Here is a 19,219-nt window from a genome sequence, read left to right as displayed (position 1 = left end):
TCGCGGGGGCGCCGGGTCACTCCTCCCGGCGCTCCCGGAAGATTGTCACGAGCACGCGCAGCGCGAGGATGGCGCTCACCACCAGCAGGTTGTAACCGATGAGCTGATAGAGCGTGACGGCGGGGGTCACCCGCGGCCCGCGCTCCGAGTCGAGCAGCAGCACGGCCATGATCCCCGCGGTGGCCGCCAGCACCGTCAGGAGTGCCTGGTGCAGCAGGCCGGTCATGTGCCGCCGGTCCCGGGCGTCGGCGAACAGCCGCACGTTGACGCTGAACCTGCCGCTCTCCGCCGCTCCGACGATGCGGTCCACGCTCCGGGGCAGCCGCCGCAGCAGGGGCAGCAGGCGCACCGCCTCCTGGGCCACCGCGGCGCGGATCTCCTCCCGGCCGCCGGGCGGGGACAGGCGGCGGCCGGCGAAGTCCCGCGCCTCCTTCACGATGTCGAACCCGGGCGCGAGGCCGGTGAGCGTGCCCTCGATCGTCCCGAGCGCCCGGAACACCGCCGCCACCTCCGGCGGCACCGACAGCTTGTGGGCGAAGACCAGGCGGAACAGGTCGGCGAACATCCGGGAGTCCGGGACGATGCCGGGCACCAGGTGCCGGGCCATGAAGCGGCCGATCTCGCGCTCCAGCTCGCGCTCGTCGATCTCGTCCGGCCGGGGCACCAGCTCCAGCAGGGCGTCGCCGACGCCCGCGGGGTCGGCCAGGTCCAGCGCGGCGAGCAGGCGCTGGAGCGCGGCCCGGAGAGCGCCGTCGAGACGTCCGACGGACCCGTAGTCCAGCAGGGCGATGCCCCCGCCGGACAGCAGCATGATGTTCCCCGGATGAGGGTCGGCGTGGAACACCCCGTTCAGCAGGATCTGCTCCAGCAGCGCGTGCAGCACGGCCCTGGCGGCCTCCTCGCGTTCGGAGGGGCCGAGGCCGTCCTGACCGGTGGCGAGCGGAACGCCGTCCAGCCGCTCCATCACGAGGAGACGGCGGCCGCTCAGCCGCGGATGGGGCACGGGCGACCGTACGGCCGCGTCCTTCGACGTCGCGGCGACGGCGGCCATGTTCGCCGCCTCGACCCGGAAGTCGAGCTCCTCGCGCAGCGCCTCGGCGAACCCCCGGGCGAGGTCGCCGACGCCCACCCCGCGGGCCCAGCGCGTGCGCCGCTCCGCCGTACGGGCGAGGCGGGCCACGATGTCCAGATCCCTCTCCACCACGGGGGCGATCCCGGGCCGCTGGACCTTGACCACCACTTCCTCTCCCGACCGCAGCCGTGCGAGGTGGACCTGCGCGATCGACGCCGCCGCCAGCGGCTTCCGCTCGAAGGAGGCGAAGACCTCCTCCACCGGCCCGCCGAGTTCTCCGGTGACGACGGGCTCGATCTCCTCCCAGGGTGCGGGCTCGACCCGGTCCTGCAGCAGGCGCAGTTCCTCGACGAACTCGGGTGGCAGCAGGTCGCCGCGGGTGGACAGGATCTGCCCCAGCTTCACGAACGTGACCCCGCCCTCGTCGAGTGCCTCGCGCAGCGAGCGGGCCAGCCGTAAGCGGCTGGAGGGGGCGCCCAGGTCGGGGTCGCGGCCGCGCAGATAGGGGCCGAGGCCGTGGCGGATGAGAATGCGGGTGATGCGCAGATAGCGTCGTGACCGTCCTGCTCGCCGCCGGATCGCGGCCACCGCCTCCAGGGGGCCCGGGATCGATCCCGTCGGCACCAGGGCCTCGGCGATCGCCAGGAACACCATCGAGGCCAGCAGCGCGCAGGCGTACGCGAGGATGAAGAACCACAGCGGGGTGATTCCGGCCTGGTCACCCACCACCGGGCCGACCAGGGCCTGTGAGACCGGGCCGAACAGCAGGACGGCGAGGGCGGCGCCGAGCAGCGTGCGGACCGTCCCGAAGCGCAGGCCGAGAAGCCGCCGGGCGGCCAGGGCGAAGGCCGCGACCATCACGACGGCCGTCACCGCGAAGGCGATCAATATCAACGCGTCCAACCGTCGCCCCCGATGCCGTGCTCGCCGTGATCGCCGAAACTCTAGCCGTCCCGGCCGGCGGACGATCGCGGACGCGAACCGGCCCGGGGCGTGCGGCACGCCCCGGGCCGGCTCAGTGATCGTCTAGTGCTTCACGCGCACCCAGTCGCTCCGGCTGGTGGAGCGATCGGCCTCGCCGTTCCCGGCGAAGACGACCTTCCAGTAGCCGGACGCCGACGCCTTGGTCTTGCCCCAGAACTTGCCGGTGCTGTTCGTCCACAGCGTCTTGACGTAGTGCCAGGAGCCGCCGGCCTTCTTGAACCACACGGTCACCCTCTGGTGGCCGTAGCCCTCCCAGCCGTCGTCCCAGGCCTGGAGCTTGCCCCGGAAGGTGAGGTACCGGTGATACCTGACCGGCTCCGGCGCGGCGTTGAACTGGACGACCCGGGTGTCGGCCTTGGGCGTGGGCGGAGGCGTCGGCCGGGGCACGCGGACCGTCACGTAGTCGGTCGCGCTCGCCGAGTAGCCCGCACCGCCGGCGCCCTCGAACTCGGCCCGCCACCAGCCGGAGGTCCTGGCCGTGACGTCCGCGGAGAAGCGGCCGTAGGAGTCGGTCCAGTCGGAGGTGACGTACTGCCAGCGGTAACCGCCGGCCGGCTTGAACAGGATCTTCACCTGCCGGCCCGGGTAGCCGCTCCAGCCGGCGAAGCCGGAGATCTCCAGCCGCCCGCGCAGGCGCAGGTCGTCACCGGCGTCGACGGGCTCGGGGGAGGCGTCGAATCCGGTGATCCGGGTGCGGCTGGACTGGGCCCTGACGTCGACCCGGTCGCTGTCGCTCGTCGCGGGCTCGGCGTCGGAGGCGCCCTCGAACTCGGCGCGCCACCAGCCGCTCCTGTCCGCCCTGCGGTCGACCGAGAACCGGCCGTGCCGGTCGGTCGTCACCGAGCCGACCCGGCTGTAGGAGCCGCCGACCGGCTTGAAGGCGAGGTACACCCGCTGCCCGTCGTACGCCTGCCGGCCGTCGCCGTCCCGGTAGGTCAGCGCGCCGGTCAGCCTGATCCCGTCACCACGGTCGACGACGTCCGGCGCCGCGTCGAAGTCGAGGTCGGTGGTCCAGTGGACCTGGAACTCCTTGCTCGCGGTGCCGCCGCCGGCCCGCACCTCCAGCTTCCAGACGCCCGGCTCGTCCCTGAACGTGAAGCCGTACGTGGCCGAGTAGGCGCCGGAGCCCGCGGGGCCGGGGTCCAGGGGGACGGCCCGGCCGTCGCGGTCGACGAGCCTGGCCGCGCCCTTGTCGGACGCCTTGTAGGTGAAGGTCGCCGTCGTGCCCGCGTCGCTGCCGACGACCACGGGACTGGGGGAGACGGCCAGGTCGCCGGGACCCGCCGCCGTCGCCGCGCCGGCGGTGGCCGGGAGCGCGACGAGGGCCGCCCCTCCCAGAGCCACTGCCGCGATCGCGGCATGAATGCGTTTCAACATTCCGGTGAACCATCCTTCCGGTGGTTGAACGCGGCCTGAGGGTGCCACGTCATTCATAACGAGTAGACGGGCGAATACCGGCAATGGTTGAGCCCTCTTACTTATCGTCATCGATTCGTGTCAAAAAGCATGATCCATAACCGTCTGGTGTACGGAGTTGTCGCTGTGCGGGACGGAGCGTGCATCGTGCGACATAATCGGCCGTGTGGTGCGGGACGCTGTGGAGACGCATTTCGCCGAGGCCGTCGGGGCGCTGACCCCCGGACCCTCCCGGGATCCGGACCTGCCGGTGCGGCCGGGCACGGGCCTGACGGGGACGCGGTGCCGTGAACTGTTCGCCGTGCAGCTCGGCAGCCGGCTCCTCGACGTCGCCGCCCGCCTCATGCGTGAGCGCGACGAGGGCTTCTACACGATCGGGTCGTCGGGGCACGAGGGCAACGCCGCCGTGGCGGCCGCGCTCCGCGTGGACGACCCCGCGCTCCTGCACTACCGGTCCGGCGCCTTCTACCTGACCCGTTCGGCTCAGGCCGGGCGGCTGGCCGAGGAGGGGCTGCGCGACGTGCTGCTGGGGATCGCGGCGTCGGCCGAGGAGCCGATCGCGGGCGGCCGGCACAAGGTGTTCGGCCACCCCGGCCTCGCCGTCATCCCGCAGACCTCCACGATCGCCAGTCACCTGCCGCGCGCGGTCGGCGTCGGCTTCGCGATCGAGCGGGCGCGCATGCTGGGGCTGCCGTCGCCCTGGCCCGGGGACGCCGTCGCCGTCTGCAGCTTCGGCGACGCGTCGATGAACCACGCCTCCGCGCTGACCGGGCTGAACACCGCCGCGTACGGCCGCTTCCGCGGGCTGCAGATCCCGGTGCTCTTCGTGTGTGAGGACAACGGCCTCGGCATCAGCGTGAAGACGCCGCCGGAGTGGGTCGCGCAGGCCAGGCACCCCCTGCTGGAGTACTTCCAGGCCGACGGCGGCGATCTGGCCGAGACCTACGACGTGGCGCTGCGCGCCGTCGAGCACGTGCGCGTCAACCGCGCCCCGGCGTTCCTGCACCTGCGCACCGTCCGCCTGATGGGTCATGCGGGGTCCGACGTGGAGATCGGCTACCGCACCCGCCGGGAGATCGCCGCCGACCTGGACCGCGACCCCCTCGTCCGTACGGCACGGCTGCTCGTGGAGGCGGGCCTGGCCGCGCCCGACGAGTTGCTCGCACGCTATGAGGCCGAACGCGACCACGTGCTGAAGCTGGCGTCGGAGTGCGCGCGGCGGCCCCGGCTCGCGACGGCGGCGGAGGTGATGGCCCCGCTCGCGCCGCGCCGTCCCGAGGCGGTGGCCGCCGAGGCCCTGCGGTCCGCGCCCGCCGAGGCGCGCGAGCGCGCCTTCGCCACCCTGCCGGAGCAGGAGGGCAGGCTCACGGTCGCCCAGGCGGTCAACCGGGCGCTGGCCGACGCTATGGCGCTGGACCCCGGGGTCCTGGTGTTCGGCGAGGACGTGGCCCGCAAGGGCGGGGTGTACGGCGTCACGCGCGGGCTGCTGCGCAGGTTCGGGGCCGAGCGGGTCTTCGACATGCTCCTGGACGAGCAGGCGATCCTCGGCCTCGCGCTCGGTGCCGGGGTGTCGGGGCTGCTGCCGGTGCCGGAGATCCAATACCTGGCCTACCTGCACAACGCCCTTGATCAGATTCGCGGCGAGGCGTCGACCATGCAGTTCTTCTCGCAGGGCGCGTATCGCAACCCCTTGGTCGTACGAGTCGCCTCATATGCCTACCAAAAGGGCTTTGGGGGACATTTCCATAATGACAACTCAATTGCCGCATTGCGCGATATTCCCGGCGTGATCGTCGCCTCTCCGGCGCGGCCCGACGACGCGGCCGCGATGCTGCGCACCTGCCTGGCCGCCGCGCGCATGGACGGCAGCGTCTGCGTGTTCCTCGAACCCATCGCGCTGTACCACACACGTGATCTCTTCGAGGAGGGCGACGACGGCTGGCTCACGCCGTACGCGCCGCCGGCGCGCTGGGACGAGACGCACGTCCCGGTCGGCCGCGCCCGCTCCTACGGCGACGGCCGCGACCTGACCATCGTCACCTACGGCAACGGCCTGCGGATGAGCCTGCGGGCGGCGGTCAAGCTCACGGCGGAGGACATGGGCTGCCGGGTGCTCGATCTGCGGTGGCTGTCGCCGCTGCCTGTCGACGACCTCATGCGCGCGGCCGAACTGACCGGGCGCGTGCTGATCGCCGACGAGACCCGCCACAGCGGCGGCGTCTCCGAGAGCGTGATCGCGGCGCTCGTCGACAACGGCTTCCGCGGTCCGATCGCCCGGGTGACCTCACAGGACAGCTTCGTGCCGCTCGGCCCGGCCGCCGACACCGTGCTGCTGTCGGAGTCCGACATCGAACGCGCCGCCCGCAAACTGCTCGCCTGACCCGGGCGAGGGCGGGTGGCGCGATCGCCCAGGCCGTTCCGGGCCGGAAGCGTGGATCACCTCAACCGTGTATCACGTCAGCCGGGCCCTTGCTCTGGCCCACGACGCGGTCGTCCAGTCGCTCGACACGTCCCCCACGGGTCCGAAGGCATCCGCGTAGGTCTCCAGCACGAGATTCCCGTCCCGCACGACGATCAGCACTTTTTGCGCGCCCTTGTCATGTCCCCACAGGCCGGGCGGGAGGGTGGTCTTCACCCCGCTGACGGAGGCGCCGGGAATGTCGGGCAGCTCGGCGGAGGTCAGCGGGGCGATCTTCACTCTGACGCGTCTGCCCTGGTAGGCGACCCGCACATTCGCACACCCCTTGGGCACCCGGACGTGGAACAGCGAGTCCGGCAGCGACTCCGGGACGGAGATCAGCGACTCGCCGAGCGCGTGCCTGCCGCTGAACTCCACCACGGCGGCGGGGCTCTTGGGGAAACGGGCGACGACCTTCGGATCCCAGAGCAGCCCTGTGGTGGCCGCGGTCCTGCATCGTGCCGGAAGAGCGCTGAAGGCCCAGTCGGCGACGGCCGTTCCGCCGGAGGCGAATCTCGATGCACGAGCGGCGACGGTGTGCACCTTCGTGTAGCCGGCCTTCGAGCCGACGAGCGCGGCCTTCAGTTCGCTCGCGGCCGGGCCGGAGGCCGGTGGTTGCGCGGCGGCGGTCACGGACAGGGCGGCCAGGAGCAGTGCGATGGATCGGATCACGATGCCTCCACGGAGATCGCGGCGTTTCCCGCAGCGTGGCAAAGAGGCGTTGCAAATCGCGTATAACCGCCCGTATAAGAGCATTGACCAGCAAGGGGCGTGATGCTGCTTCGCATCCTGGGACCGATCGAGATCCGGCAGAACGGCGAGGCCGTACGGCTGACCGCACCGAAGACGTGTGCTCTGCTCGCCGCGCTGGTCACCTGTCCGAACGAGCCCGTTGTCCTGGACGGCTTGGTCGATGCGGTGTGGCCGTCCGACCCGCCGCCGTCCGCTGCGGACAACCTTCGCGTGTACGTCGCCCAGTTACGCCGTGTCCTGGGGGACGGCGCGCGCATCGCCTCCGTCAACCGGGGCTACGCCCTGAACCTGGACTCCGATGAGCTGGACGCGCGGAGGTTCGAGGATCTTCTCGCCGAGGCCCGCCGGCGGCGGACGGGGGACCTCCGGTCCGCCGCCGCAGCGTACCGGGACGCACTGGCGCTGTGGCGCGGCCCTGTCTTCGGCGGTGCGGACCTGAGCGGGAGGGCCCACGAGTACGCGGTCAGGCTGGAGGAGGAACGCGCCGCCGCGGTCGAGGAGCGGATCGACGTCGAACTGGCCCTGGGACGCCACAGCCCACTGATCGGGGAGTTGCGTGGCCTGGTCGCCGCGCATCCACTGCGTGAACGGCTGCACGGACAGCTCATGCTGGCCTTGTACCGCTCCGGCCGCCAGGCCGAGGCCCTGGAGGCATACCGGAACGCTCGGCGCGTCCTCGTCGAGGAACTCGGGCTCGATCCCGGGCCCGAACTGCGCGCGATCGAGTCGGCGATCCTCGCCGGCGAGCCGATGGGCGTCTCTCCGGCTCCGACCGGCCCGGGGTCCACGCGGTCGCCGGCGGTGGTGCCCTCGCCCCGGCGGGTACGCGGCCGGGTCAGGCCGATCCTCGCCGCGGGTCTCGGCATGCTGGTGGCGGTGACGGCGGCGCTGGGGTTGCGGGGCTCCTCGCCGACGGGGAGCCCGCCCACACCCGGGCGGGTCGAGATGGCCAAGGGGGCGGTGGGGGACGGCGTCCTGACCGTCCGGACCCTGCTGCCGGTTACGGGGTCCCTCTACTTCCTCGGGGCCGCGACGGCCGCGGGAGCCGACCTGGCGGTCCAGGACGTCAACGCCGCGGGTGGCGTGCTCGGGCGGCCCGTGCGCCTCGTCCGGTCGGACTCGGGCGACCCGGCGCGGGACATCGCGTCGTCCGCCGTCGCGGATCTGCTCGCCCGGAAGGCGGATCTCATCGTGGGCGCGGTGTCCAACACCGTGTCCCTGACCATCCTCGATCAGGTCACCGAGGCGGGGGCGGCGATCATCTCGCCCTCCAACACCTCGTCGCTGCTCACCTCTGCCTACGACCGCGGCCTCTATTTCCGTACGGCCCCGGGGGACGACCTGCAAGGACGTGCGATCGGCCGGCTGATCGCGGAGAACCACGACCGCACCGTCGCGATCATGGCCCTCGACGACCCCTACTCGGAGAGCGTGATCGGGGGAATCGAGTCGGCGATCACCCGGACCGGGAGCCGCGTGGTCAGGAAGGTCAGGTACGACGAGGACGAAACGCGCTTCGCGAAGCCGGTGAACACCATCGTCCGGGAGAAGGCGGACGCGCTCGTGCTCATCGGCTTCGAGGAGACGGCCGAGATCGTCAAGGAATTGAGGCGGCGTGGGGTCACGGCCGGCACCCAGCACTGGTATCTGGTGGACGGCAATCTCTCGGACTACTCGGCGGATCTGCCCAGGGGGACGTTGCTCGGTGCCAGGGGGACGCTGGCCGGTGCGGACGCCGGCGAAGAATTCGCCCGGCGGATGCGTGCGATGGATCCGAGCCTCGGCGATCTCGGCTACGGCCCGGAGGCCTATGACGCGGTGATCCTGGGAGCCCTCGCGGCGGAGGCGGCCAGGGGGGATCTCGGCCAGTCCGTGGCCGCGCGGCTGAGGGACGTCAGCTCGGGTGGTCGGCGATGCACGTCCTACCGGGAGTGCTCGGCCCTCGTCCGCTCTGGTTTGGACATCGACTACGACGGGTTGAGCGGGCGGATCGAGTTCGACAGCAACGGGGACGTCACGGAGGGGACCTTCGGGGTGTACGAGTACACCGCGGACAACACCTACAGTCGCGCCGGCACGCGCGTCGTGACGTCCCGATAGAGCGCGGCGCCCGGGCTCCTACAACCGGGACAGCGCGGCGCGGGCCATGGTGCGGAGCAGGTCGGCCATGGCCTCGGGGTCGAGCTCCCCGGCGCTGCGCGGGGTGGAGTTGAGCAGGCCGAAGACCGCGTGCGTGGCGGCGCGCAGCCGCGCGGGCGGGCACGCGGGGTGCAGTTCGGACAGCACCGTCACCCATTCCTCGACGTACAGCCGCTGCAGCCGCCGGATGGCCCGGCGGGCCTGCTCCGGCACGTTGTCCAGCTCGCGCTCGTGGACGCGGATGAGCGCGGGGTGAGTCAGCGCGAACTCGATGTGCCCGGACAGCAGCGCGTCGAGCGCCGCCTCCGCGGTGTCGGGGTCGGCGGTGGTGGCCAGCCGCGCCCCCTGCTCGCGCAGCCGCTCGCTGATGTCCAGCAGCATCTCGGCGAGCAGGGCCTCCTTGCCGCTGAAGTGCCGATACAGCGCCGGCCCCGACACGCCCACGGCCGCGCCGATGTCCTCGATGGACACGCCGTGGAAGCCGCGCGCCGCGAAGAGGTCCGCGGCCGCTTCGAGGATCTCGGCCCGACGATTGCGGGTAGGGGTCTTCACGGTCCTCCCGGTCTTCACGGCACCATGGTAGACGGAGTCTGTTAATGATGATTAACATCCGAGCATGAGCACGAGTGACTGGCCGGTGCTGGAGAGCCGGTGCGACCCGGGCGGCGAGCCGTACAAGCGCACCGCGGAGGCGAACGAACGCCTGGTGGCGGACCTGCGGGAACGGCTCGCGGCGGCGGCGCGCGGCGGCCCCGAGCGGGCCAGGGCCAGGCACGTCCAGCGCGGCAAGCTGCTGCCCAGGGACCGCGTCGACACGCTCCTCGACCCCGGCGGGCGCTTCCTGGAGCTGTCCCCGCTCGCGGCCGCCGGCATGTACGACGACCAGGCCCCGGCCGCCGGGATCATCACCGGCGTGGGGCGGGTCGCCGGACGCGAAGTCGTGATCGTGGCCAACGACGCCACCGTCAAGGGCGGCACGTACTACCCGATCACGGTCAAGAAGCACCTGCGCGCCCAGGAGGTCGCCCTCCACAACAACCTGCCGTGCGTGTACCTGGTCGACTCGGGCGGCGCCTTCCTGCCGAAACAGGACGAGGTCTTCCCCGATCGCGAGCACTTCGGCCGCATCTTCTACAACCAGGCCACCATGTCGGCGCGGGGCATCCCGCAGATCGCGGCCGTGCTCGGCTCCTGCACCGCGGGCGGCGCGTACGTCCCTGCGATGAGCGACGAGGCCGTGATCGTCCGCGACCAGGGCACGATCTTCCTGGGCGGGCCGCCGCTGGTGAAGGCCGCCACCGGCGAGACCGTCACGGCCGAGGAACTGGGCGGCGGCGAGGTCCACGCCCGCGTCAGCGGCGTCACCGACCACCTCGCCGAGGACGACGCGCACGCCCTGAAGATCGTGCGGGACATCGTGTCGACGCTCGCGCCGAAAAGCCCCCGCCCCTGGGAGGTCGCGCCCGCCGAGCCGCCGCTGTGGGACCCGCGCGACCTGTACGGCATCGTCCCCCAGGACACCCGCCGGCCGTACGACGTGCGCGAGGTGATCGCCCGGGTGGTCGACGGCAGCAGGTTCCTCGAGTTCAAGGCCGAATACGGCCCGACCCTGGTCACCGGGTTCGCCAGGATCCACGGGCACCCCGTGGGGATCGTGGCCAACAACGGCATCCTGTTCGGCGAGTCGGCGCTCAAGGGCGCGCACTTCATCGAACTGTGCGACCGGCGGTCGATCCCGCTGGTGTTCCTGCAGAACATCAGCGGCTTCATGGTCGGCAAGGCGTACGAGGCCGGGGGCATCGCCAAGCACGGCGCGAAGATGGTGACGGCGGTCGCCTGCGCCCGGGTGCCGAAGTTCACGGTGATCATCGGTGGCTCGTTCGGCGCGGGCAACTACGCGATGGCAGGGCGCGCCTACTCGCCCCGCTTCCTGTGGATGTGGCCGAACGCCCGCATCTCGGTCATGGGCGGCGAACAGGCGGCCACCGTGCTCACCATGGTCGGCGACGCCGACGCCGACGAGATCCGGGCCCAGTACGAGCACCAGGGCAACCCCTACTACTCGACCGCGCGTCTGTGGGACGACGGGGTGATCGACCCGGCGGACACCAGGACCGTCCTCGGCCTGGCGCTCGGCGCCGCCGCGAACGCCCCCCTCGAACCCGTCGGCTACGGCGTCTTCCGGATGTGAGGCAGTGTCGATGACTCGTTCACCAGCTCCTCGTTCGCTTCGCGAGCGGCTCGTTCCTCACCGCTCACTCCGCTCACTGCGTCGGGTTCTCTCTGTGCTGATGACTCGTTCACCAGCTCCTCGTTCGCTTCGCGAGCGGCTCGTTCCTCACCGCTCACTCCGCTCACTGCGTCGGGTTCTCTCTGTGCTGATGACTCGTTCACCAGCTCCTCGTTCGCTTCGCGAGCGGCTCGTTCCTCACCGCTCACTCCGCTCACTGCGTCGGGTTCTCTCGTGATGTTCTCCAGTGTCCTGATCGCCAACCGGGGCGAGATCGCCGTCCGGATCATCCGTACGCTGCGCGCCCTGGGCGTGCGCGCCGTCGCCGTCCACAGTGACGCCGACCGCGACGCGCGCCACGTGCGCGAGGCCGACCTCGCCGTACGGCTCCCGCGCGGTTACCTCGACATCGACGCGATCGTCGAGGCCGCCCGGGCGAGCGGCGCCGAGGCCGTCCACCCCGGGTACGGCTTCCTCGCCGAGAACGCCGAGTTCGCCCAGCGCTGCGCGCAGGAGGGCCTGGTGTTCGTCGGCCCACCGGCCGGGGCCATCGAGGCCATGGGCGACAAGATCCGGGCCAAGGAGACGGTCGCCCGCGTGGGCGTTCCGGTCGTGCCCGGCGGCGCGGAACCGCACGACGACCTGGCCGAGGTCGCCGAGCGCATCGGCTTCCCCGTGCTGATCAAGCCGTCCGCGGGCGGGGGCGGCAAAGGCATGCTGCGGGTCGAGTCCGCCGACGGCCTGGCCGCGGCCGTCGAGTCGGCCCGCCGTACGGCGACGGCGGCCTTCGGGGACGGCACCCTGCTGATCGAGCGGTTCGTGGACCGGCCCCGGCACATCGAGATCCAGGTCATGGCCGACGGCCACGGGAACGTCGTGCACCTCGGCGAGCGTGAGTGCAGCCTGCAGCGGCGGCACCAGAAGATCGTCGAGGAGGCGCCCTCGCCGCTGCTCGACGACGAGACGCGGGCCCGCATGGGGGCGGCGGCGGTGCAGGCCGCCCGGTCGGTCGGCTACGTCGGCGCGGGGACGGTCGAGTTCATCGTCCCCGGCTCGCATCCCGGCGACTTCTTCTTCATGGAGATGAACACGCGGCTGCAGGTCGAGCACCCGGTCACCGAGATGGTCACGGGCCTCGACCTGGTCGAACTGCAACTGCGGATCGCCGCGGGGGAGTTGCTGCCGTTCGGGCAGGACGAGGTGCGCCTGCGCGGCCACGCCGTCGAGGCCCGCGTCTACGCCGAGGACCCGGCCCGCGACTTCCTGCCGACCGGCGGCCGGATCCTGGCCCTGCGCGAGCCCGCGGGCGAGGGCGTGCGCTTCGACTCCGGGCTGACCGGCGGGATGGCCGTGGGCAGTGACTACGACCCGATGCTGGCCAAGGCGGTGGCCTGGGCCCCCGATCGGGCGGGCGCGCTCGCGGCCCTCGACCGTGCGCTGGCCTCGACCGTGATCCTCGGGGTCACCACGAACATCGGGTTCCTGCGCGCGCTGCTGGCCGACCCCGAGGTCGCGGCCGGGCGCCTCGACACCGGGCTGGTCGAGCGGCGGCTCGGCGACCTGGTGAGCGGCGAGGTGCCGGATGAGGTGCTGGCGGCGGCCGCGCTCGTCTTCCACGCCGGGTTCCACGTCTCCGGGCGTACGACGGACGACCCGTGGGACGTGGCGGACGGGTGGCGCGTCGGAGAGCCCGCCTGGACCGTGCACCGGCTCGGCGTGCCCGTACGGGTGCGGGGCGCGGCCGGCGACGCGGAGATCGAAGTTAACGAGCGTTCACTCGGCCGGGTGCGACTGGAGTGGACCGGCACCGATGAGGCGGCGGTCACCCTCGGCGGCGTCACCCGGAGGTACGCGGTGGCCCGGAACCGCGACACGGTGTGGCTCGCCGAGGGCGGCCGCGCATGGCCCGTCACCCGGCACGATCCCGGCGACCCGAAGGACCGGCAGGGTGGGGCGCTCGCCGGCGACGGGGTCGTACGCAGCCCGATGCCGGGAACGGTGCTGCTCGTGAAGGCGGCGGAGGGCGACCGGGTCACCGCGGGGCAGCCGCTGGTCGTCGTGGAGGCGATGAAGATGGAACACACCCTGACGGCGCCGGCCGACGGCGTGCTCGCCGAGCTGCGCGCCCGGCCGGGGCAGACGGTGGAGCTGGACGCGGTCGTGGCGAGGGTGACGCCGTGCGAGTGACGATCTACGAGGTCGGCCCGCGCGACGGCCTGCAGAACGAGTCCGCCGTCGTGCCCGTCGAGGTCAAGCGCGAGTTCATCGGCCGGCTGGCCGAGGCCGGACTGACGACCATCGAGGCGACGAGCTTCGTCCACCCCAAGTGGGTGCCCCAGCTCGCGGACGCAGCGGAGCTGCTGGAGAGCCTGCCGCGGGTGCCGGGAGTCCGCTACCCGGTGCTCGTCCCCAACGAGCGGGGCCTCGACCGGGCCCTGCAGCAGGGCGTCACCGACATCGCGATCTTCGGCAGCGCCACCGAGTCGTTCGCCCGGCGCAACCTGAACCGGACCGTCGAGTCGCAGTTCGAGATGTTCGCCCCCGTCGTCGAACGGGCCCTCGCCCACGGCATGCGGGTCAGGGCGTACGTGTCGATGTGCTTCGCCGACCCCTGGGAGGGACTGGTCGCACCCGAGCAGGTCGCCCGGGTCGGGCGCAGGCTGCTCGACCTCGGCTGCTACGAGCTGTCGCTCGGCGACACGATCGGCGTCGGCACGCCCCGGCACGTCGAGGCGCTGCTCGACGCCTTCGCCGAGGCCGGGGTCGGGCCCGACCGGCTGGCCGTCCACTTCCACGACACCTACGGACAGGCCCTGGCCAACACGCTCACCGCCCTCAGGCGGGGGATCACGGTCGTGGACTCCTCCGCCGGCGGCATCGGCGGCTGCCCGTACGCGAAGAGCGCCACCGGCAACCTCGCGACCGAGGACCTGGTCTGGATGCTCGACGGTCTCGGCGTCGAGACCGGGGTGGACGTCAGGTCGCTGGCCGCCACCAGCCTCTGGCTCGCCGAGGTCCTGGGCCGGCCGAGCCCCTCCCGCGTCGTCCAGGCTCTGGCCAAGGAGATTTGAGATGCTCAACGACGAGCACGTCGAACTACGCAAGTCGGTCGAGGAGTTCGCCCGTGAGGTGGTGGCCCCCGTCATCGGGGACTACTACGAGCGGTGCGAGTTCCCGTACGACATCGTCCGCAGGATGGGCGCGATGGGCCTGTTCGGCCTGCCCGTCCCGGAGGAGTACGGCGGCATGGGCGGGGACTACTTCGCGCTGTGCCTGGCCCTGGAGGAGCTGGCCAGGGTCGACTCCTCGGTGGCGATCACCCTGGAGGCGGCGGTCTCGCTGGGCGAGATGCCCATCCTGCGGTTCGGCACGGACGCCCAGAAGCGGCGGTGGCTGCCGAAGATGGCGGCGGGGGAGATCCTCGGGGCGTTCGGCCTGACCGAGCCCGGCGGCGGGTCCGACGTGCCGGGCGGCATGCGCACCGCGGCCGTACTCGACGGCGGCGAATGGGTGATCAACGGCTCTAAGGCGTTCATCACCAACTCGGGCACCGACATCACCGGCGTCGTCGCCGTGGCGGCGATCACCGGCCGCAGGGAGGACGGCAGGCCGGAGATCTCCACGATCCTCGTGCCGTCGGGCACGCCCGGCTTCACCGTGTCGAAGAAGTACTCCAAGGTCGGCTGGTCGGCCTCGGACACCCGGGAGCTGTCGTTCGCCGACTGCCGGGTGCCGGAGGAGAATCTGCTGGGCGAGCGCGGCCGGGGCTACGCGCAGTTCCTCCAGACGCTGGACGAGGGCCGGGTGGCCATCGCCGCGCTGTCGGTCGGCCTCGCCCAGGGCTGCGTGGACGAGTCGCTGCGGTACGTGCGCGAGCGCCGGGCCTTCGGCCAGGAGATCGGCCGCTACCAGGCCATGCAGTTCAAGATCGCTGACATGGAGGCCAGGGTGCACACGGCCCGCCTGGCCTACTACCACGCCGCCGAGCGCATGCTGGCCGGTCTGCCGTTCAAGAAGGAGGCGGCGATCGCCAAGCTCGTGTCGTCCAACGCCGCGATGGACAACGCCCGCGACGCCACCCAGATCTTCGGCGGCTACGGCTTCATGAACGAGTTTCCCGTCGGCCGCTTCTACCGCGACGCGAAGATCCTGGAGATCGGCGAGGGCACCAGCGAGGTGCAGCGCATGCTCATCGCCCGCGAACTCGGCCTGCCCGCTTAGATCGCTGTCACCTGGAGATACGCCGTGCTCGATCGTGCGAGCCGGGGTCGCGTACACGCACCCGGAGGCCGTCGTCGCCGGGGCATGCCCCCGCGGCAACGAGCAGCTTGCCCAGAAGACGGCCTCAGGCGCTCGTCCCGCTCGGCCGGCGGGTGAGCGGCCGGACGTCGATGATCGTCATGCCCGCCGCCCGGGCAGCGGCGATGCCTTCGTCGCTGTCCTCGTACACGGTGCAGCGGTTCGGGGGGACGCCGATCAGCTTCGCCGCGCGCAGGAAGATGTCCGGCGCGGGCTTGCCCCGTTCGACGTCGTCGCGGGTGACCACGGTGCCGAACCGGTGACGGATCGGCAGGTGGCGGAGCGTCATCTCGATCACTCTCCGGGCGCCGCCTGAGGCCACGGCCATGGGCAGCCTTCCGTGGAAGGAGGAGACCACGGCCTCGATCTCCGGGTGCACGCGGATCTCGTGCGCCATCCGCAGGAACCGTTCGTCGCGATCCGCCACTATCTCCTCCACGGGCCGCCGGAGGGTGAGCCCGCCCTCGCGTGCCAGCAGACGGACCATCTCGGCCGAGGAGAGGCCGGTGCGCGCGTCGAACCATTCCTGGCCCAGCTGTACGCCCTCCTCGGCCAGCGCTCCGGCCAACGCGACATAGTTCGCCCGCTGGCTGTCCACCAGCGTTCCGTCCCAGTCGAAGAGCAGGGCACCGGCGTCTCCGGGATGGAGTTCAGGCAACAAGGTCCTCCGCCTTCCGACGAGGGTGATCGATTCTCACCGTTGCACCGTACGCGTCTTGTCGATGGAGGGCCACGGCTCAGGCCCGCTCCGCACGCGTCCGACTTCGGCCTCCGCGAGGGGTGCAGCGCGGCCGGCGGCAGTGGAGGACCCGTACGACGTCGGAGTGGTTTTCAAGCGGGAACGCCGGAAGGGTTCAGCGGAGGGCGAAGTGCCGGACCTCGTCCCGGGGGGTCGCGCACCGTGGGGCCTGAAGGGGACGGAGGGCCGGCATGGCGGTCGAGATCGCGTACGAGACGCATTCGCCACGGCACCTCGAACCGCACCCGGATCAGCGGCTCGGGCGGGGTGAGGAGCGTCGTCCTGCGCCAAGGCGTCTCCGCCACCCAGCGCCTGGGGGCGATCGGCCGTTCGACCGCGACGTCGACGCGGTCGATCGCGCGGTCAGGCCATGGTGTAGCGGAGCTCCGGACGGCCGGGGCCGCCGTACCGCGGGACACGGCGCGCGACGCCGGTGTCGACGAGGTGTTCCAGGTAGCGCCGGGCCGTCACCCGGGACACGCCCACGGCCGCGCCCACGGCCTGGGCGGACATGCCGCCGGCGGCATGTCCGCAGCGCGCCCGCCACCGCCTCCAGGGTGTCGGCCGTCATCCCCTTGGGCACATGAGGGCGGGCGGTCCCGCGCAGGGTGGACAGCGCCCGGTCCACCTCGCCCTGGCCGCTGACGCACCCGGTTGGCCAAGAGCGTGCACGACGCGGGCTGGTCGTCCTTCGTGACCATGCTGGAGTACAAAGCCCGCATGCACGGGCGGGTCTTCCACCGGCCTCCTCCAAGCTCTGCTCTGAGTGCGGGGCACTGGCCGAGTCCATGCCGCTGAAAGTCCGGGAGTGGACCTGCCCGTGTGGGGCGATGCACGACCGGGATGTCAACGCCGCCAAGAACATCCTCGCCGCCGGACGGGCGGAGAGGCTAAACGCCTGTGGAGCGCAGGTAAGACCGGGGCCAGCCCTGGCACAGCGCGAGGAAGCAGGAAGCCACAGGGGCGCCGCGTGACCGTGCGGCACGGGCTGAATCCCGGGCCTTCAGGCCGGGGAGCGCGTCAATCCTTCAATTTCGACGGCACCGCCGGTCGCCACCGTCCTTATTGCCACGTGGGTGGGCGACTTCGACCGCTCGCGGGCGGAGGAGGTGCTGGCCGGCCGGGCGCCCTTCGACGAGGCGACGTTCGTGGACGACGGGGGCGCCGCCCCGGCCACCGAGGCGGACCGCGCCCCCGCCGCCGCCCCGGCGGCTCACCCGTAACCGGATCAGCGGGCGGGCGGCTGGAACTCCGGCTGGTCGAGCACCCGCAGCCAGCTTCCGTCGGGCTGGCGCCGCACGACCTGGGCCCGGGCGCCGGCGCCGTCCCCCGGCGGGGTCGAGGTCAGCGCGATGTCGCCGCTGACCAGGGTCGGCAGCGGTTCCTCGGGTTCGAAACGGGGACGGTTCGCCAGCACCTTCTCCCACAGTGCGCGGATCGCCTCCCGGCCGGCCGTCACGCTGCCCGGCGGGTAGGCCAGCACCGCGTTCTCCTCGTACAGCGCCGCCACTCCCGCGGCGTCCCCGGCGTTGGACCGCTCGACGAACAGGCGGGTGATGTCCTCCGGCCGCATGGCCTTCTCGTACTCCGGCATGGGTTCCTCCCGAACTCTCGTACGGCTCCAGCCTGCCGAGCCACCTGCCAGAAGGCCAACAGATGGATTGGATAGGAACTAGAATCTGTGGTTATGGAATTGCGTCAGCTGGAGTATTTCGTCGCGGTCGCCGAGGAGCGCAACTTCACCCGCGCCGCCGAGCGGGTGCACATCAGTCAGTCGGGCGTCAGCGCCCAGATCCGGCAGCTCGAACGCGAACTCGGCGCCGAGTTGTTCGACCGGTCCGCGCGGAGCGTCACGCTGACCGTCGCGGGGAAGGCCGCGCTCGACCACGCCCGCGCCGCGCTCGCCGCGGCCGGGGCACTGGGACAGGCGGTGGGCGAGGTGACCGGCCTCATCCGGGGCCGGCTCACCGTCGGAATGGTCGTCGGCTGCACCGTCACGCCGCTGTTCGACGCTCTCGCCGCATTCCACCGGGCCCATCCGGGGGTCGAGATCTCCCTGCTGGAGGACAACTCCGACCGGCTCGTCGAGGGGGTGCGCGCCGGCGCCCTCGACCTGGCCCTCGCCGGTCTCGCCGTCGCTCCGGACGGCCTGGAGACGTTGACGGTCATCAGCGAGCGGCTCGTCGCCGCCGTCCCCCCGGGCCACCCCCTCGCTGGCCGGGACGGGGTCACCCTGGGCGACCTCGGCTCCTACCCGATCGTCTGCATGCCGTACGGCACCGGCCTGCGCACGGTGTTCGACCGGGCCTGCGCGTCCCGGGGCCTCCAGCCGGTGATCGCGCTGCAGGCCGGGGCGGCCGACGCCGTCGCCGGCCTCGCGGCCCGGGGACTCGGCGTCGCCGTCCTCAGCGAGTCGATGGCCGCGGCCCACCGCGACCGGCTCACCGCGCTCACCATCGAGGACGCCGACACGCCCGCCCTGCTCGCGCTGGTGTGGCGCGGCGGGCAGGGCCCCGCCGTACGCGAGTTCGTGCGGCACGTCCGGCGGTCCTTCACCGTCACCGCGGTCTGAGGCCTTCCCCGCCTGCCGCCGGGTCTCGCGGGGTCAGCTCGGATTGGACGTATGTGCCTGGGTACTCCTAGAGTCCATTTCATGACGTCTGGTGATCTCCAGCTCCGGAGGGCCGAGAAGACCGACGCGGACGAGATCTTCGCACTCGCCCGCGAGTTCGCGGTGACGTTCCGGCCCGAGCGTGCGCCGTTCGACGCGGCGCTGCCGCAACTCCTGGAGAACGAGGACGCCTTCCTCATCGTCGCCACGGTCGAGGGGACCGTACGCGGCTACCTGCTGGGCTTCACGCACCTCACGCTGTTCGCCAACGGCAGGGTCGCGTGGGTCGAGGAGGCGATGATCGAGAGCGGCTACCGCCGCCACGGCATCGGGCGGCGGCTGCTGGAGGAGTTCGAGACGTGGGCGCGCTCACGGCAGGGCGGATACGTCGCGCTGGCGACCCGGCGGGCCGCCGAGTTCTACGGCGCCCTCGGCTACGAGGTGTCCGCCACCTACTACCGCAAGATGCTCAGACCGAAGACATGAGTGCGCTGTCCGGGCTCGCGGGATCGGGAAAC

General features: G+C 72.0%; 16 protein-coding genes and 1 pseudogene. 10 read left to right on the top strand and 7 right to left on the bottom strand.

The genetic code is table 11. The annotated features are described in order from the left end of the window. Positions 1-16 precede the first annotated feature (16 nt). Both HHX35_RS14565 and HHX35_RS14560 read right to left on the bottom strand, forming a co-directional pair. Positions 17-1,975 carry an AarF/ABC1/UbiB kinase family protein gene (locus tag HHX35_RS14565; RefSeq protein WP_259405038.1) on the bottom strand — a complete coding sequence of 653 codons (1,959 nt, stop codon included), beginning with the start codon at positions 1,973-1,975 and terminating at the stop codon, positions 17-19. 123 nt (positions 1,976-2,098) lie between these two features. Beyond that, on the bottom strand, positions 2,099-3,433 hold the full coding sequence (locus HHX35_RS14560; RefSeq protein WP_182899330.1) for a hypothetical protein: 1,335 nt from the start codon (positions 3,431-3,433) through the stop codon (positions 2,099-2,101). Positions 3,434-3,638: 205 nt separating this feature from the next. On the opposite strand from HHX35_RS14560, the gene HHX35_RS14555 reads away from it, so the two are divergent. Next, on the top strand, positions 3,639-5,852 hold the full coding sequence (locus tag HHX35_RS14555) for a thiamine pyrophosphate-dependent enzyme (RefSeq protein WP_182899329.1): 2,214 nt from the start codon (positions 3,639-3,641) through the stop codon (positions 5,850-5,852). A 72-nt stretch (positions 5,853-5,924) separates the two neighbouring features. Here the strand turns inward: HHX35_RS14555 and HHX35_RS14550 are convergent, their stop codons facing one another. Next, positions 5,925-6,602: a hypothetical protein gene (locus tag HHX35_RS14550; RefSeq protein ID WP_182899328.1), complete on the bottom strand. Its 678-nt coding sequence runs from the start codon at positions 6,600-6,602 to the stop codon at positions 5,925-5,927. Positions 6,603-6,704: 102 nt separating this feature from the next. Between HHX35_RS14550 and HHX35_RS14545 the strand changes: the two genes are divergently transcribed. Continuing rightward, positions 6,705-8,783 (top strand): BTAD domain-containing putative transcriptional regulator, encoded by a 2,079-nt coding sequence (locus HHX35_RS14545; RefSeq protein ID WP_182899327.1) that lies wholly within the window; start codon positions 6,705-6,707, stop codon positions 8,781-8,783. Positions 8,784-8,801: 18 nt separating this feature from the next. Here the strand turns inward: HHX35_RS14545 and HHX35_RS14540 are convergent, their stop codons facing one another. After that, a complete protein-coding gene (locus HHX35_RS14540; protein ID WP_310739090.1) occupies positions 8,802-9,392 on the bottom strand; it encodes a TetR/AcrR family transcriptional regulator in 591 nt (196 codons plus the stop codon). A 46-nt stretch (positions 9,393-9,438) separates the two neighbouring features. On the opposite strand from HHX35_RS14540, the gene HHX35_RS14535 reads away from it, so the two are divergent. From HHX35_RS14535 to HHX35_RS14520, 4 genes are all read left to right on the top strand, one after another. After that, positions 9,439-11,013 carry a carboxyl transferase domain-containing protein gene (locus HHX35_RS14535; RefSeq protein WP_182899326.1) on the top strand — a complete coding sequence of 525 codons (1,575 nt, stop codon included), beginning with the start codon at positions 9,439-9,441 and terminating at the stop codon, positions 11,011-11,013. A gap of 276 nt (positions 11,014-11,289) precedes the next feature. Then, entirely contained in the window at positions 11,290-13,239 is a 1,950-nt protein-coding gene (locus tag HHX35_RS14530; protein WP_182899397.1) for a biotin carboxylase N-terminal domain-containing protein, read from the top strand. Next, a complete protein-coding gene (locus HHX35_RS14525; RefSeq protein ID WP_182899325.1) occupies positions 13,230-14,123 on the top strand; it encodes a hydroxymethylglutaryl-CoA lyase in 894 nt (297 codons plus the stop codon). Before HHX35_RS14530 ends, HHX35_RS14525 begins: the two co-directional genes overlap by 10 nt. 1 nt (position 14,124) lies before the next feature. Continuing rightward, positions 14,125-15,273: an acyl-CoA dehydrogenase family protein gene (locus HHX35_RS14520; protein ID WP_182899324.1), complete on the top strand. Its 1,149-nt coding sequence runs from the start codon at positions 14,125-14,127 to the stop codon at positions 15,271-15,273. A 124-nt stretch (positions 15,274-15,397) separates the two neighbouring features. On the opposite strand, the gene HHX35_RS14515 is transcribed toward HHX35_RS14520, so the two are convergent. Both HHX35_RS14515 and HHX35_RS42610 read right to left on the bottom strand, forming a co-directional pair. After that, the gene (locus HHX35_RS14515; RefSeq protein WP_259405037.1) at positions 15,398-16,009 is read right to left on the bottom strand and encodes an HAD family phosphatase; all 612 of its coding nucleotides are present in this window, start codon (positions 16,007-16,009) and stop codon (positions 15,398-15,400) included. Positions 16,010-16,453: 444 nt separating this feature from the next. Next, positions 16,454-16,603 (bottom strand): hypothetical protein, encoded by a 150-nt coding sequence (locus HHX35_RS42610; RefSeq protein ID WP_220505379.1) that lies wholly within the window; start codon positions 16,601-16,603, stop codon positions 16,454-16,456. Positions 16,604-16,735: 132 nt separating this feature from the next. Here HHX35_RS42610 and HHX35_RS14505 point away from each other — a divergent pair. Both HHX35_RS14505 and HHX35_RS14500 read left to right on the top strand, forming a co-directional pair. Next, positions 16,736-17,064: pseudogene (locus HHX35_RS14505) on the top strand (RNA-guided endonuclease InsQ/TnpB family protein); the annotation flags it as partial. A gap of 102 nt (positions 17,065-17,166) precedes the next feature. Beyond that, the gene (locus HHX35_RS14500) at positions 17,167-17,313 is read left to right on the top strand and encodes a hypothetical protein (RefSeq protein ID WP_220505378.1); all 147 of its coding nucleotides are present in this window, start codon (positions 17,167-17,169) and stop codon (positions 17,311-17,313) included. A gap of 5 nt (positions 17,314-17,318) precedes the next feature. Here HHX35_RS14500 and HHX35_RS14495 read toward each other — a convergent pair whose 3' ends face one another. Next, the gene (locus tag HHX35_RS14495; RefSeq protein ID WP_182899322.1) at positions 17,319-17,684 is read right to left on the bottom strand and encodes a nuclear transport factor 2 family protein; all 366 of its coding nucleotides are present in this window, start codon (positions 17,682-17,684) and stop codon (positions 17,319-17,321) included. A gap of 93 nt (positions 17,685-17,777) precedes the next feature. Here HHX35_RS14495 and HHX35_RS14490 point away from each other — a divergent pair, with 93 nt between their 5' ends. Continuing rightward, positions 17,778-18,662, top strand: a complete 885-nt coding sequence (locus HHX35_RS14490) for a LysR family transcriptional regulator (protein ID WP_182899321.1) — start codon at positions 17,778-17,780, stop codon at positions 18,660-18,662. An 81-nt stretch (positions 18,663-18,743) separates the two neighbouring features. Further along, positions 18,744-19,187 carry a GNAT family N-acetyltransferase gene (locus HHX35_RS14485; RefSeq protein WP_182899320.1) on the top strand — a complete coding sequence of 148 codons (444 nt, stop codon included), beginning with the start codon at positions 18,744-18,746 and terminating at the stop codon, positions 19,185-19,187. Positions 19,188-19,219 lie beyond the last annotated feature (32 nt).

Source organism: Microbispora sp. H10830 (assembly GCF_014161375.1).
GTDB classification, from domain to species: domain Bacteria; phylum Actinomycetota; class Actinomycetes; order Streptosporangiales; family Streptosporangiaceae; genus Microbispora; species Microbispora catharanthi.
The sequence above is the reverse complement of the archived record's forward strand: the minus strand, read 5'-3'. Positions and strand labels throughout refer to the sequence as shown.